Source organism: Hymenobacter sp. YIM 151500-1, from assembly GCF_025979885.1.
Classification (GTDB): domain Bacteria; phylum Bacteroidota; class Bacteroidia; order Cytophagales; family Hymenobacteraceae; genus Hymenobacter.
This window is the reverse complement of record NZ_CP110139.1, coordinates 2,044,632-2,058,796: the sequence shown is the minus strand read 5'-3', so window position 1 is coordinate 2,058,796 and position 14,165 is coordinate 2,044,632. Positions and strand designations below refer to the sequence as shown.

Sequence of the window (14,165 nt, the reverse complement as noted above, 5' to 3'; positions counted from 1 at the left end):
ATGCTCGAAGAATCTTCTCAACAATTAGTCTTATTTGGCTCTTCCGACTGCAAAGTCTTACCGAGTAAACACGCTTCCAATCTTGCCTCTGGGTACGCCTCAACCGCCACCGATGCCCACAAAAAGGAGTTGGGCCAGTTCTTCACGCCCCAAGAAATAGGCGCCTACTTAGCCAGCCTCTGCACCGTCAGCAGCTCCGAAGTTCATCTGCTTGACCCTGGATTTGGTACCGGCGTTCTAGCCTGTGCCTTGGTGGAAAGGTTGGTCGAAACCAGCCCCCAGCTCACCACAGTATACCTCGACGCTTACGATGTAGACCCTGGCGTGGAGCCCTACGCCCAAGCCTCACTGTCATATCTGGCCAACTGGCTGACAAACCAAGGCATTGCGCTACGCCCCCGGCTGGTGATGCAGGATTTTATCCTCGAACACCGCCAGCTCTGGAATGCCCCGCCTGCCGAGGCCTGCCCGCTGTACGACGTGGTAATTTCCAACCCGCCCTACTTCAAGCTAGGCCGCGACGACGACCGCAACACGCTGGCCCGTCAGCACGAGCAGGAACAGCCCAACATCTACGCCCTGTTCATCGTGCAAGCGGCGCTGCTCACCAAGCAGGGCGGCCAGCTCATTTTCATCATCCCGCGCAGCTTCTGCTCTGGGCCCTACTTCGAGCGGTTCCGCGCCTTTCTTTACCAACACCTCCGGCTCGACGTATTCCACCTGTTTCATTCCCGCAGCAAGGCATTTGAGAAAGACGCCGTGCTGCAGGAAAACATGATTTTCCAGGCCACTCGCCTCGACCACGCCGGCGAAGAAGATTATCCTGTGCAAGTGCTGGCCTCCGAAGCCGGCCACGACATGCACGAAACCACCGTGCAGGTTTGCACCCTCGACGAGCTGGTGGACCTAGGCAGCCAGGAAAAAGTACTGTTTCTGCCCACCAACGACGCTGAGCGGGCCCTCATTGCCGACTTCAAACTGTGGCGCCACCGCCTGCGTGATTTCGGCATCGAAGTATCCACCGGTCCCGTCGTTGCCTTCCGAGTCACCGAGCACTTGGCCGAGCAGCCCGCACCCGGCTACGTGCCCCTGCTCTGGATTGACCACGTGCGCCGTGGCGCCATCCACTGGCCCAACAACCGCGGCCGGCAGCAGTACATAGCCCTGGTCGGTGGCAAGCGGGCCGGGCTGCTGCCCAACCGCAACTACGTGCTGCTGCGCCGATTCAGCGCTAAAGACGACAAGCACCGCCTTATTGCCGCGCCCTACTACCGCGAAGACTGGGCACAGTACGACGGCGTAGGCATCGAGAATAAGCTGAACTACTTCTATGCCCTCAAAGGCGAGCTGACCCGAGAGCAGGTAGCCGGCCTCACGGCGTTGCTCAACAGCGCCCCCTACGACGCTTTTTTTCGCGTCTTCAACGGTAATACACAGGTAAGCGCCACCGAGGCCCGCGCCTTGCCTATGCCCTCCCTGGCAACTATTGAGGAAATTGGCCGACAGACCCAGGGCAAGACCCTCGATGAGGCCGACGACATAGTACAACAAATCATCAAACAATATCGAATGACGGCCGCCGAGTTTACCCTAGAGCCCACGCTCACCCCGAAGCAGCAGAAAATTCTAGAAAGCACCCAGATTCTGAAAGCCCTGGGCATGCCCCGCGCCCAACTCAACGACCGCTCCGCCCTCACCTTATTGGCCCTGCTCGACCTCAAGCCTGAGGGCTCCTGGCAGCAGTTAAAGCAGCCCGTTATTGGTGTAACACCGATTATGGATTGGTGCAAGGAGCACTACCAGACGACCTACGCACCCAACTCCCGCGAAACGTTCCGTCGCCAGACCCTACACCAATTCGTCAGCGCTGGTATTGCTGACTACAACCCCGACGACCGTTCCCGCGCCGTCAATTCCCCAAAGGCGTGTTACCAGGTTTACGACGAGGTGACCAACTTACTAGCCACGTTCGGCACCCCGGAGTGGAAGGCAGCCCTCGAAGCCTACTTGCAGAACCGGCCCACCCTGATTCAGAAAAACGAGAAAGCGCGTGACATGATGCGTATTCCACTCGTCACGGCCAGCGGAAAGGAAGTCAAGCTGAGTGCCGGCAAACACAGCCAACTCATCCGGGACATCATCGAAGTGTTCGGTCCCTATTACGCGCCAGGTGCCGAAATCATTTATATCGGTGATACGAAGCCCCAAAACGAATTCTTTGACCGGGACCGGCTGGCTGAGTTGGGCGTAACCGTCGACAAGCACGGCAAGATGCCCGACGTGGTACTGTACTACGGCGAAAAAGATTGGCTGCTGCTCATCGAATCCGTCACCAGCCACGGTCCCGTCGACAACAAACGCCACGAGGAACTAAGCCACCTTTTCGCCACCGTGAAAGACAAGCTGGTTTTCGTTAGCGCCTTCCCTGACCGCAAATCCATGAGCAAGTACCGCGTCGATATTTCATGGGAAACCGAAGTCTGGTTTGCTGACGCGCCTACGCACATGCTGCATTTCAATGGCAAAAGATTTCTAGGTCCTTACAAACCAGAAGAAGGAGCAGCACAATAGAATACAAAGTCGTTTGTACGACAGGCACATACGCACAGGCAAAAAAATGATGTATATGAAACAGAAATTCGCAGGTGATGACAACCTGCCAAAACTCATTAATTCACTCAAAAAGCAGGCTATAATTAACGGAGATAAAGATGTTGCCCTGGCAATTGCACAACAGGGCGAGCTAATTGAATTTGATAAGGGAGATACTATTATTGTTCAGGATAATACTGATGATGACGTAATATTCATATTGACAGGCAGAGTAGTAATAACGGTGAACGGAAGAGAAGTTGCTTATAGAAATCCAGGGCAACATGTTGGTGAAATGGCATTGATAGACCCGTCATTGAGACGATCCGCATCAGTCATTGCTGAAGAAAACACTGTCGTGGTAAAGGTTTCTGAAAAGCAGTTTACTCCCATAGCTGAGCAACATCCAGAACTGTGGCGCAGAATAGCAGAGGGACTAGCAGAGAGGCTTATACAGCGCAACGAATTGGTTGAGACTCCAAATGCTAACCCTACCATTTTTATAGGCTCATCCTCTGAGGCTTTATCTATTGCACGTGCAGTACAAGCAAACTTTCAGCATGACGATTATCTAGTTAGAGTATGGGTAGACAAGATATTTGGTGCCGGTAATGCTACAATAGAGGATTTAGAACACCAGCTTAAAACATCAGATTTTGCTATCCTAATCATAAGCCCTGATGACAAAGTGGTAAGCAGAAAAGAAGAGGCCGATGCTCCGAGGGACAACGTGATATTTGAGCTGGGACTGTTCATGGGGGCTTTGACTCGACATCGTACATTTTTGGCTGTGCCACGTGGAAAGAAAGATTTGAAGATACCAAGTGACCTTCTGGGAATAACTCCTTTACAGTATACGGTCGGTGAGCCAGATGATCTACCCACTTTAGTAGCTCCTATGTGTGAGGATATAAGAAAGATTGTAAGAAAGCTTGGGACTAAATAATAAATAAAACACAACCACATGCTTTTAATATGGCACTGAAAGATGACCTCGTAGCGGAAGTTAATAAAATTTTTGTTTCACGTTGGGACGTAAGAAATGGACTAGTTGTACCTGAAACAGTGGGATTGGGGAATGTTGGAGTAGAAGTAGAGGGAACAGTTCTTTATGCCGATTTGGATGGCTCGACTGACTTGGTTGACACCAATACAGCAACGTTCGCAGCAGAGATTTACAAATCCTATCTATATTGCGCAGCTAAAATCATACGTGCAGAAGGTGGAACAATCACCGCATATGATGGTGATAGAATAATGGCCGTTTTTATAGGAGAAAGCAAGAATACAAACGCGGTGAGGACTGGGCTTAAGATAAATTATGCGGTTGAAAACATTGTAAATCCCGGCCTAAAAAAAGTATATACCAGTTCTCAATATGTAGTCAAGCAAGTAGTAGGAATAGACACTTGCAAACTATTAGTTTCGGGAACTGGCATTAGAGGATCTAATGATTTAGTATGGGTAGGGAGGGCGGCTAACCATGCTGCAAAAATGGCTGCATTGACACCGGTATATCCTACTCGTATATCGAAAGAGGTTTACGATAATATGAATGACGAAGTAAAATTTAGTGGAAGTAACAATATGTGGATTAGTGAAACATGGAAAGGAAGGACAATATACAAATCTGCATATTGGTGGTCATTGTGATATAAATTATTTCAAATACAAATGTCATTATGCTATGCATACCGCAGCAGAATAGCATTTGTGCAACCGAGGATTCAACAGAAGTAGCTAACCTACTACTGCCAGTATACAGCCCCGGCCATTGGTCGGGGCTGTTCCATTTTTGGTGAGCAACGCGACTTACCCCACCAGCCCTCGCGTTATCATCGCTAGCTGCTCATCCCGCAGGTGCTCCAACCACTGCTGGGCCGCCTCCGGCGTCTGCATCTTGTCCGGGTACAGCGGCAGCACCGGCGAGGCGTTGCTACCCTCGGCAAACCGCACCTTCAGCGCGTAGCACCCGAAGTAGGAATCCGGTTTCATTTCAAACCGCAAGCCCTTGTCCATGTAGGCCCCAAATATCTCCCGCAAGGACTCCTCATCTGGAAGAAAATACTTCATACTGTTTTTGCTATTTATTTTAGTGAAAATGGTGTGTGCCTACCTGGTCTATACAAGTATTAGGTAAGATATGTGTGAAAACAGCTCACAGGCGTGGTTTTTCAGAGACGGTAGCCACCAATGGGCGCGTGCTTCAGATTGCAAGAATACGCTATTATACAAACAATTTACTAATTAATTTAGTATACTTGTCTTGCCCGATGCCTTGCGCACGCCTTATGGCCAGCATCGAACTAATCGAAGACCGTATGCCTACTCGTAAAAGAGCCCCGCAAACCCTCGTACTCGACTCTAACTTGCCGGAAGTCGCCGAGGACCTTATTACCCTCGACCACTTTGGCGACACAGGTGCTTTCTTGTGCCCTAACTGTGGCGAGTTGCTGGCTTGGCACGACCAAGACTGTACACCATCACAGGCTAAGCCCGAAACAGTAGGCGAGGGGCCCGCCCCACTGCCCGATGCGGCCCCTAACCTAGCACCCACTCCCTTTGCCTATGCCCTCGGCCAGCCCGTCCAACCCACTCCCGATGCTTTGGCCTGTCCCATCATCTGGCGCGGTCAGCTTAAAGCCCGCCACCCTCGCACGGGCCTAGTGCACCGTGTCAACGTCTACCGCCTCGACAATGGCTACTGGGACTGCTACTACGAAGCTGAACTGCAAGCCGCATAAAATTACCACAGCCTACAAGCTAGCAGCATTCGTTTTGGCTTGCTTCAGACTAACCAGCGCCAGCGTAACACGGGAATCTGTGCTTGCGCAAGTGCTTGGTCGTACACGGCCAACACGGGCAATAGTTGGCTGGCTTGATAGTAGCGGCCGTGGGCCAGCGTCGCTGACATACCCTCTTTAATGGCAGATAATGGGAAGGGGTTTCGAGGCGTAACAGCGTGCTTGGCGACCCGGCTTTGCTACAGTGGCCGTAGCCCAGAGTAACAACTACACAACCGACTTTCTTTTCAGGTCTAACACATCTACCTGATGCTTTTCCAGTAAGTCTTCCAATGCCTCGGTGCCGTTGGCTTCTTTGTAAACTCGCTCGGCTTCTGATATGGGCACCGCCATCAGCCAAGCTACCTTTTTGGTGTCCAACGGGAGGGTTGTCAAATTGTCTTCCCACAACGAAGGCGCTGTAAACAGCAGGTGCTTCATGTCGCTGTTGGACAGGTACATTTCCACGCCGTTGCGCAACACGGCGCCCGGCGAGCAAAACCAGTTGTTGCGCATGGTATAGAAGGCGGCAGTAGACAAGATGTTAGGAAAATCCACAAATTGCTCATATGCAGCGCCGGTGATTTCAACGCGCACGGGGAACTCCTTGCCATCTTGCATCAGGGGGTGGTCCGACAAACCGATGGTACCGTAGTTGACCCAGGCTGGGTCAACCGGATTAGCGCAAGTCAACACATCCACGCTCAATTCGCGGTTGTCGTCCCAATACTTACGAACGGTTGGCTTTACCCCGAATGCCGTAGCCAGCGTCTTGGCAATGATTTTATTCTCCTGTGTTACGGCCTCACGCATGTTAGGGAACATTAACTTCAAACCGCTGGCATTGCGTTGAATCTTCAATGTAAACCGCCATTCTCTGTTCTGTTTACTAATTCCGCAAGGATTAACTGTAGAAAGCTAATGACCACCTATTAAGTATTGCTGCATTTCCTCCAGGTTGTATTTGATGCGTTGGTCTTGGCTCGTCAACCTTTCAAACACGGGAATCTGTGCTTGCGCAAAGGCTCGGTCGTACACGGCCAACACGGGTAGCAGCTGACTGGCTTGGTAGTAGCGTCCGTGGTCCAGCGCCACTTGCAGGGCCTGTTTGATGTTGGGCATCAGCTCGGGCACCCTAACATCGAGCAACGCATATTTCAGCTTGCTTTCAAAGTAGCATTCGCCGTACAATTCGAGGATTCTTGCTAACAAAGCTGTGATTTCAGCTTTGTTATAATCCGTGTATTGCATCGCCATCGACAGCGCCCGCGCAATAACGTCATACACATTATCTTCTCCCCACAGTCGGTGCGGCTCAAAATCGGCGGTTTTGTCGATGCGGGTTTCCACCAGCATGCGAAGGTGTTCAATGCCTTCCTTCACCCCCCAAGCAGCTAAAATAAGGCCGCATTGGTAAGCTACGTAAATATCGTCGCTCTGCAACAAGGCTACCAGCGCCGGTATGCGTTCGGCCGGAACGGGGTCCATGTATTGAACCTCATCCAAGCCCACAATTTCGCCGTTTTCATCGGCGTACAGCAGGTTGTAAACCTCTTTGGGATATTGAGACGGATTCATATCAAGGCTTTTTTCTAACGCGAACATACTTGGCGGGCACTTTACCCTTTACTAAAATTTCTTTGTCTCGCTTGGCATTAAATAAATCTCGTTCAGCATCCCTAACCTTACCTAGGTTCCTAGCTGTGGGACTTCGGTCGTAGCGCTCCTGGGCTTCCACACGCTTCGCCTCCAATTCGCCGACTACTTTATCGTGTTCCAGGATTTCAACATCCTTGACTTTACCCTTTTGGATGTCACGCTCCAATTGGCGCTTATCCACACGAATTTCATGGTCGCCGTAGGATTTACCGGCCTCCAGTTCGGCGGAAGTGGACGTGTAGGGGCTGTCACTCTTGCGTGGTTCCGACCCGCGCACGTGGTCCTGCACGGTTGCCGCACCGTTAGCGTTAGCCGGATTAAGGTTGCCTTCTTCGTCAACGTATGATTTCAAGCGACCGGGCAGCTTGCCTTCTTGCGAGTACGGAAAACTGTCCTCGCGGTACAAGTAACGGCCCGGCGCCGGCTTGGTCAGGTCGGCCCCCTTTGCGGCGAGGGCACCGGCTGCTATAGTGGCTATGTCCGAAAACACCACCAGCCCATTGCCCACCGACGGCTCGTAGTGCATCACCTTCACGTCCGCGTACACGCCGTGCCCGAACTCAAACAGAGACGGCAGCAGGAAGATGCCGCCCCCGAGGGCCGACACCACCCCGCCGACGCTGCCCATGAGTGCGCCCATCGCAGCGCCCGGCACAATGCCTTCCGCGGCGCCGTCCAGCCCATCGCGGTTGTAGCCTTCTATGCCGCCGGCCACGGCCCCGGCTGCGCCGCCGGCCACCGCGCCCACCACGGCCGCTTCGAGCGCCACCTCCGCGGCCAGGGCCACCAGCGGGGCTGCCGCGCCGCCCGTTAACGCAATGGCCGCCACGCCGACCACTGCTGCCACGCCCACGCCCGCCCAAAACAGCAGGTTGGCATTTTCCTTGGCTTCTCGGGCTTCCTGCTTGGCCTCCTCCGCCATTTTGTGGTTGGTGGCGGCTTGCGTGGCCGCGGCGGTGGCGGCGCTCAGGCTCATGAAGATGCGGATGGTGCCGCCCACAGTGCAAGGAAGAACCGAATGCTCCAGCAACGGTTTTTCCCCATCCACAGTCACCGCGCCCGCTAAAGTCTGCTGCCACTGCATGGTAGCAGGCACGCACTTTTTCAAAATTAGGCAGGTGGCGAAGTCCGGCACGTTTAGCACCGGCAGCGCGTCGAACTCCGTGGCCCAGGGCTTGCCCTTTAGTGACACGCCTTTTTCGCGGGCCGTGAGCTGGCCGGGCTTGCTGCCTTTGTCGCAGAGCAGGTACGCTCCGCCTGGCACGTATTGAATGTCGGCCATCGGGTCAGCGGGTGTCGGTTTCAGTCAGTTCGTGCCGCACGTCGTTCACGTAGGCCCCCGGCACCTCGGCGCGCAGGTGCTGCGTGGCGCCTAGCAGCCAGCCGGTGCGGGCGTCCAGGCGGTATTCCTGGCGGCAGGTCAGCCGCAGCTCTTCCTGGAACGTGAAATCGTCGGTGATGACCTCCATCATCCGCGTAAACGCCAGCCGGTCAAAGGCTGCGTCGTCCAGCGTTCCGGTGCGCGTGACCAGCACTTCTTCGGGCGCCATGGGGTGCGGCGCTACAGTGGTGAGCAGTCGCAGTGGCAGGTCCAGCTTGCCCAAGTAGTTTTGGATGACCTGCCGCGTGTCCACCAGGGCATCCGCTTGCACCGGGTAGCCCAGCACGCCGGCGTACAGCACCCCGAATGCCCCTTTATGCTGCATACCGGCCAGCAATCCGGCTGGGTCGGCCAGCTGCTGGTCCATCAGGGCCAGCAGCTGCGGCAAGGACGGCAGGCGACGGTAGGTCTGGCTCAGGTACTGGCGTAGCTCCCGCCACCGGGCCACCACGTCGGGCAGGTTGAGCAGCTCCAGCAAATGGCCGTGGGCGTCGGTGGCCAGCAGCAGGTCTTCGTTCAGCGCGTTGAACTCGGCCAGCAGCTGGCTGCCGGGGTCGGCGTTTTTGAGCTGTGTGTGCAATTGCTGGGTGCGGAACACGTACCCGCCCGCCTCGTTCTGGCCAAGCAGGGCGTGGCGCAAGGTGACGGTGTTTTCGCTCAAAGCCACTTGCTGACGCACCTGCACCGTGGAGACAGTGGCTACGCGGTACGTATAACTGGCCGCTTCCGGGGCCAACGTCAGCGGCTTATCGGGTAACGCCGTAGTAGAAAAAGTCATGTGCTGCCAACTGAAGAGACGAAAAAACGCGTTGGAGCAACAGGTGTGTAGGGAGCAGAGCGAGCGACGAAGGTAAGGTAAAATGCCTTGAGCAATCAGGTGCGCCTTTCCCGATACTAACTGGGGTGTCTGGCTTAAACTCAAGAAGCCCAGCCATGAGGCTGGGCTTCTTCGTTGCAATAGGTGTCGTCTAGCCAGTAACCAAGTTACCTGCTCTGGCGACCCGCACACACTTTACAGGCCGCCGGCCCAAAACTACGACACGGGAGGTAGCTTAGCCTACTGGCTCGGCCTTGAAGCCCGCCTCTTCCACCAGGGCTACTACCTGCTGCTGGGGCAGGGCACAGCTCACGGTCAGAATCTTGTCCGGGTCGGCCGTATCTACTTGCCAGTTGCCAGCGCCCAGTTCCTGGTTCAGCGTGGGCGTCACGGCCTTGATGCAGCCACCGCAGTTGATGTTGGTTTTGAATTTTAACGTTTGCATGGGTTTCAACGGGTTAGGGCTGGGCACGCCAGCCAATCGTACAACACGCAAACCTAGCCCCGCCGTGCCGCCCTACACGTACAGGATTTACCCTCTCGGCTTGCAAGATTCGTAGCCGAGCAGGCCGCAAAAAACCCGGCTAACGTCCGTCAGCCGGGCTTTATTGGTAAGGAAGTCGCTTAGCGCGCCGACGCGCCAGCGGCCTGCATACAGGCTTCTTCACAGCGACGGCACGCCTCAGCACACATACGGCAGTGTTCCGCATGGGCCGCGTGCTGCTCGCACTCCTGGCCGCAGGCCCGGCAGATTTCGGCACATTCGCGCAGCAGGTGCTGGGCGTGCTCCGAGCCGCGGGCCAGGAAGCGGGCCGTCAGGGCGCAGATGTCGGCGCAGTCCCGGTCCAGGCTGATGCAGCGGACCATCATCTTCACGTCGTCTTCCTGTAGGCAGGCGGTGGCGCAATGCTCACAGGCGGCAATACATTCGTTCAGTGCTTGCAGGAGCTGTTGGTGTTGTTGGTGCATGAGTGAAACAGATTGAGGGTGAAAACTATACTTATTGTACTGCCGCCCTGCCCGGTTGTTATGCACGATTCCCGCCCGCCAGCTACAAGATTTGTGGCCAAGGTTCCGACCCTGCTTCCAGCCGGGCCGACGAATGCACCACCCCAGCCGCGCGGGCCCGCCGGTACTCCGTCGGCGACACGCCCGTAACCCGCCGAAACTGCCTTGACAAATGCCCCAGACTGCTGTAGCCCAGCTGCTGGGCAATGCGGCCCACGGGGAGCGTGCCGGCCTTCAGCAGCTCCTCGGCCGCCGCCACCCGCTGCCCAATCACGTACTGCTCCAGCCCCACGCCCTCCACCGCCGAAAAAGCGTCGCTCAGGTACGCAAACGGCCGGCCCAGCCGCCGGGTCAGCTCCCCGGAGCACCGCCCGCTGCCCAGCTGCCGCGGCGCGGTGCACAGCAGCTCCGCCACCGCCTGCTTTACGGCCGCCACCAGCCGCTCCCGCGGGGCCCGCAGCTCCAGCAGCTCGAATCCTTCTGCCACCAGCCCGGCCCGCAGAGCGGCCTGCTCGGCGGTGTCCAGCGGCCGGCCTACTTCCACTTCGCCCAGCTCTACGCGCACGGCCGGCAGGCCCAGGGCCGCCAGCAGCTCCCGCATCACCAGCAGGCAGCGCGGACATACCATGTGCTTCACGTAGAAAACCGTTGTAGCGGGGCTCGTCATGCGGCGCGGCGGTTACGTGGGCGACACGGCGCTTTGGTCGGTGGGCGGTGTAAATGGCTGAGCGTCCAACGTGGGCGTCAGGGCTGGGGCGGCGTGGCTGGCCCGGTACTGCGCCAGCGCCCGGCGGCCCAGCAGCCGAAACACTACCGGCGTCACCACGATGTCCAGCAGGGTGCTCGACAGCAGCCCGCCCAGAATCACCACAGCCACCGGGTAAAGGATTTCCTTACCGGGCGCGTCCTTGGCCAGCGTCAGCGGAATCAAGGCCAGCGCCGCCACCAGGGCCGTCATTAGCACCGGCACCAGCCGCTCCAGCGAGCCGCGCACAATCATATGGTCGGAGAAGGTTTCGCCTTCTTTCTCCACTAGGTGGATGTAGTGCGAAATCATCATGATGCCGTTGCGCGAGGCAATGCCGGTGAGGGTGATAAAGCCCACCAGCGAGGCAATGCTCAGCGTGCCGCCCGTGAGCAGCACCGCCGCCACCGAGCCAATCAGGGCCAAGGGGATGTTGAGCATGATTTGCGCCACCATCAGCCCCGACCGAAAGTGCGAATACAGCACCAGGAAAATGCCCAGGAAGGAGAACAGGCTCAGCCACAAAATCCGGCTGCTGGCCGCCTGTTGGCTCTCGAACTGCCCGCCGTAGGTGAGGTAGTAGCCCGTGGGCAGCGGCACCCGCTCGCGCACGCGCTGCTGCACCTCCCGCACCGTGGAGCCCAGGTCGCGGCCGGCCACGTTCAGCGAGATGGTGATGCGGCGCTGGGTGTTTTCGTGGTTGATGGTGTTCGGGCCGGGCTCGTAGCTCACGTCGGCCACGGCCTTCACCGGCACAAAGCCCCCGCCCGGCGTCTCGATGCGCGTTTCGGCAATGCGCGAAATGTCGGCGCGCAGCGAGTCGGGCAGCTTCACAATCAGGTCAAACCGCTGCTGCCCTTGCAGAATGCTCGATACCACGGCGCCCTGAAACAAGGTTTCCAAATCCTGCACCACGTTGCCCCGCTCCAGCCCCAGGGCCCGAATGGCGTCTTCGCGCGGCTTAATGAGCAGTTGCGGCACCTGCACCTGCTTTTCCACCTGCAAGTCCACCACGCCCGGCACGGTGGCCGCCGCGTCACGCACCTGGGCGGCATAGCGGCGCAGCTCCAGTAAGTCGTTGCCGAACAGCTTGATAGCCACCTGCGCCCGCACGCCTGACAAGAGGTGGTCGAGCCGGTGCGAAATGGGTTGCCCGATGTTCACCGTCACGCCCCGCAGCACGGCCAGGCGCTGGCGCAAATCGGCCAGGATTTCATCTTTGCTGCGCCGCTCGATACCGGCTTTCTCCAGCTCCTCGTCGGTCTTGAAAGCTACTTCGATTTCCGAGTTGTTCACCGACTCCGCGTGCTCGTCCAGTTCGGCCCGGCCGGTGCGGCGGGCGGTGTAGGCCACTTCCGGCAGTTGCAGCATCTGTTGCTCGGCCAGCGTACCCAGCCGGTTCGACTCGGTGAGCGAGGTGCCGGCCGGGGCCGAAAAGTTCACCGTCAGAGAGCCTTCGTTGAAGGGCGGCAGAAATTCCGTCCCGAAAAACGGCACCGTGGCCGCCGCCAGCACAAACAGCAGCCCCGTGGTGCCCAGTATCAGTCGGGGGTGCCGGAAGCCGAAATGCAGCAGCCGCGTATCCTTGGCCTTCAGCCAGCGCACCAGCCGGCTGTCGTGCTCGGCGTGCAGCTTCATGTTGGGTAGCAGGTAGTAGCACAGCACCGGCGTCACCGTGAGCGACACGAACAGCGAGGCCACGATGCTGGTGATGTAGGCCACGCCCAGGGGCGCGAAAATCCGCCCTTCCATGCCCGACAAGGCAAACAGCGGCACGAACACCAGCACCACAATAATGGTGGCGTACACGATGGAGTTGCGCACTTCGGAGCTGGCCTCGTAAATGACCTGCAAGGCCGGGCGGGGCTGGGGCAGCTGCCGGTTTTCGCGCAGGCGCCGGTACACGTTTTCCACGTCCACGATGGCGTCGTCCACCAGCTCGCCGATGGCAATGGCCAGCCCGCCCAGCGTGAGCGTGTTGATGCTGATGCCGGCCGCCTTAAATACCAGCGCCGTCACCAGCAACGACAGCGGAATGGCCGTGAGCGAAATAACCGTGGTGCGCACATTCAGCAGGAAGGCAAACAGCACGATGACGACCAAAATGGCCCCGTCGCGCAACGCCTCTTCCACGTTGGTGAGCGAGGCCTCGATGAACTCGGCCTGCTGAAACAGCCGGGTATTAAACTGCACATCCTTGGGCAACGAGGGCTGCAAGTCGCGCAAAGCCGCTTCCACGGCCTTGGTCAAATCCAGGGTGCTCGTGCCGGGCTGCTTCTCGATACTTAGAATCACAGCGGGGCGCCCATTCACGCTGCCGTCGCCGCGCTTGAAGCGCGCCCCGAACCGCACGTCGGCCACCTGTTTCACCGTCACCGGCGACCCATCCCGGTGGCCCACCACGATGCCTTCGATATCTGCCACCGAGCGCAGCCGCCCCAGGTTGCGAATCAGCACCTCCGAGCCGTTGCGGTCGAAGAAGTTGCCGGTGGTGTTCAGGTTGGAGCGGCGCAGGGCTTCTTCCAGCTGGTTGATGGTAAGTCCGGTAGCATTCAGCCGGGCCAAATCCACCAGTACCTGATACTGCCGCGAGTCGCCGCCGATGGGAATTACCTGCGCCACGCCCGGAATGCTCAGCAGCCGCTGGCGCACGGTATAGTCGGCCAGGGTGCGCAGGTCGGCCGGGGTGGTCGGGCCCGTGCTGGTCATCCCGACCATCATAATCTGCCCCATCACCGAGGAAATCGGCCCCAGCACGGGCGTGATGCCGGGCGGGAGCTGGCCCTGCACAGTTTGCAGCTTCTCGCTCACCACCTGCCGGGCCGTGAAGATGTTGGTGCCGTAGTTGAACTCCACGAACACCATGCCCAGCCCAATGGCCGAGTTGGAGCGCACCGCTTCCACGGCCGTGGCCCCGTTCAGGGCCGTTTCCACGGGCCGCGTCACCAGGGCTTCCACTTCCTCGGGCGCCATGCCCGGCGCTTCCAGGAACACGGTCACGCGCGGCCGGTCCAGGTCGGGCAGCACGTCCACGGGCAGCCCGCGTAACGTCGAAAACCCGCCCACCAGCAACGCCAGCGCAAACGCCAGCGTGAGCAGGCGGTTTTCCAGGGCAAAACGAATGATTCTATCAAGCATACGGGTAGGCAAGAAGGACGCAGCCGGGCGTTGCCGCGGCAG

General features: G+C 57.8%; 13 protein-coding genes. 4 read left to right on the top strand and 9 right to left on the bottom strand.

Annotated features, from left to right (window positions below):
• Genes OIS53_RS08595 through OIS53_RS08585 form a run of 3 tightly spaced genes read left to right on the top strand, consistent with a single transcriptional unit; the run spans position 1 to position 4,245 of the window.
• Positions 1–2,571, top strand: a complete 2,571-nt coding sequence (locus tag OIS53_RS08595) for a BsuBI/PstI family type II restriction endonuclease (protein ID WP_264681988.1) — start codon at positions 1–3, stop codon at positions 2,569–2,571.
• Between the two features lie 55 nt (positions 2,572–2,626).
• Entirely contained in the window at positions 2,627–3,538 is a 912-nt protein-coding gene (locus OIS53_RS08590) for a TIR domain-containing protein (RefSeq protein ID WP_264681987.1), read from the top strand.
• A gap of 29 nt (positions 3,539–3,567) precedes the next feature.
• A complete protein-coding gene (locus OIS53_RS08585) occupies positions 3,568–4,245 on the top strand; it encodes an adenylate/guanylate cyclase domain-containing protein (RefSeq protein ID WP_264681986.1) in 678 nt (225 codons plus the stop codon).
• Between the two features lie 159 nt (positions 4,246–4,404).
• Here the strand turns inward: OIS53_RS08585 and OIS53_RS08580 are convergent, their stop codons facing one another.
• Positions 4,405–4,665, bottom strand: coding sequence for a hypothetical protein (locus tag OIS53_RS08580; RefSeq protein ID WP_264681985.1), 261 nt, complete (start codon positions 4,663–4,665; stop codon positions 4,405–4,407).
• A 248-nt stretch (positions 4,666–4,913) separates the two neighbouring features.
• Here OIS53_RS08580 and OIS53_RS08575 point away from each other — a divergent pair, with 248 nt between their 5' ends.
• The gene (locus OIS53_RS08575) at positions 4,914–5,336 is read left to right on the top strand and encodes a hypothetical protein (RefSeq protein WP_264681984.1); all 423 of its coding nucleotides are present in this window, start codon (positions 4,914–4,916) and stop codon (positions 5,334–5,336) included.
• Between the two features lie 267 nt (positions 5,337–5,603).
• Here OIS53_RS08575 and OIS53_RS08570 read toward each other — a convergent pair whose 3' ends face one another.
• From OIS53_RS08570 to OIS53_RS08535, 8 genes are all read right to left on the bottom strand, one after another.
• Positions 5,604–6,188 carry a suppressor of fused domain protein gene (locus OIS53_RS08570; protein ID WP_264681983.1) on the bottom strand — a complete coding sequence of 195 codons (585 nt, stop codon included), beginning with the start codon at positions 6,186–6,188 and terminating at the stop codon, positions 5,604–5,606.
• 105 nt (positions 6,189–6,293) lie between these two features.
• A complete protein-coding gene (locus OIS53_RS08565) occupies positions 6,294–6,953 on the bottom strand; it encodes a hypothetical protein (protein ID WP_264681982.1) in 660 nt (219 codons plus the stop codon).
• 1 nt (position 6,954) lies between these two features.
• Positions 6,955–8,316, bottom strand: coding sequence for a DUF4280 domain-containing protein (locus OIS53_RS08560; RefSeq protein ID WP_264681981.1), 1,362 nt, complete (start codon positions 8,314–8,316; stop codon positions 6,955–6,957).
• 4 nt (positions 8,317–8,320) lie between these two features.
• A complete protein-coding gene (locus OIS53_RS08555) occupies positions 8,321–9,193 on the bottom strand; it encodes a hypothetical protein (RefSeq protein WP_264681980.1) in 873 nt (290 codons plus the stop codon).
• 274 nt (positions 9,194–9,467) lie between these two features.
• Complete coding sequence (locus tag OIS53_RS08550) at positions 9,468–9,677, bottom strand: heavy-metal-associated domain-containing protein (protein ID WP_264681979.1); 210 nt, start codon at positions 9,675–9,677, stop codon at positions 9,468–9,470.
• A gap of 179 nt (positions 9,678–9,856) precedes the next feature.
• Positions 9,857–10,201, bottom strand: a complete 345-nt coding sequence (locus OIS53_RS08545) for a four-helix bundle copper-binding protein (protein ID WP_264681978.1) — start codon at positions 10,199–10,201, stop codon at positions 9,857–9,859.
• Between the two features lie 82 nt (positions 10,202–10,283).
• The gene (locus tag OIS53_RS08540) at positions 10,284–10,907 is read right to left on the bottom strand and encodes a helix-turn-helix domain-containing protein (RefSeq protein ID WP_264681977.1); all 624 of its coding nucleotides are present in this window, start codon (positions 10,905–10,907) and stop codon (positions 10,284–10,286) included.
• Between the two features lie 12 nt (positions 10,908–10,919).
• On the bottom strand, positions 10,920–14,123 hold the full coding sequence (locus OIS53_RS08535; RefSeq protein WP_264681976.1) for an efflux RND transporter permease subunit: 3,204 nt from the start codon (positions 14,121–14,123) through the stop codon (positions 10,920–10,922).
• Positions 14,124–14,165 lie beyond the last annotated feature (42 nt).

Excerpts from the sequence above, each read along its gene's own strand:
- OIS53_RS08575 (WP_264681984.1), top strand. The coding sequence starts at position 4,914 with ATGCCTACTCGTAAAAGAGCCCCGCAAACCCTCGTACTCGACTCTAAC.
- OIS53_RS08555 (WP_264681980.1), bottom strand. The coding sequence starts at position 9,193 with ATGACTTTTTCTACTACGGCGTTACCCGATAAGCCGCTGACGTTGGCC.
- OIS53_RS08550 (WP_264681979.1), bottom strand. The coding sequence starts at position 9,677 with ATGCAAACGTTAAAATTCAAAACCAACATCAACTGCGGTGGCTGCATC.
- OIS53_RS08585 (WP_264681986.1), top strand. The coding sequence starts at position 3,568 with ATGGCACTGAAAGATGACCTCGTAGCGGAAGTTAATAAAATTTTTGTT.
- OIS53_RS08560 (WP_264681981.1), bottom strand. The coding sequence starts at position 8,316 with ATGGCCGACATTCAATACGTGCCAGGCGGAGCGTACCTGCTCTGCGAC.
- OIS53_RS08540 (WP_264681977.1), bottom strand. The coding sequence starts at position 10,907 with ATGACGAGCCCCGCTACAACGGTTTTCTACGTGAAGCACATGGTATGT.
- OIS53_RS08545 (WP_264681978.1), bottom strand. The coding sequence starts at position 10,201 with ATGCACCAACAACACCAACAGCTCCTGCAAGCACTGAACGAATGTATT.
- OIS53_RS08570 (WP_264681983.1), bottom strand. The coding sequence starts at position 6,188 with ATGCGTGAGGCCGTAACACAGGAGAATAAAATCATTGCCAAGACGCTG.
- OIS53_RS08590 (WP_264681987.1), top strand. The coding sequence starts at position 2,627 with ATGAAACAGAAATTCGCAGGTGATGACAACCTGCCAAAACTCATTAAT.
- OIS53_RS08565 (WP_264681982.1), bottom strand. The coding sequence starts at position 6,953 with ATGAATCCGTCTCAATATCCCAAAGAGGTTTACAACCTGCTGTACGCC.
- OIS53_RS08535 (WP_264681976.1), bottom strand. The coding sequence starts at position 14,123 with ATGCTTGATAGAATCATTCGTTTTGCCCTGGAAAACCGCCTGCTCACG.
- OIS53_RS08595 (WP_264681988.1), top strand. The coding sequence starts at position 1 with ATGCTCGAAGAATCTTCTCAACAATTAGTCTTATTTGGCTCTTCCGAC.
- OIS53_RS08580 (WP_264681985.1), bottom strand. The coding sequence starts at position 4,665 with ATGAAGTATTTTCTTCCAGATGAGGAGTCCTTGCGGGAGATATTTGGG.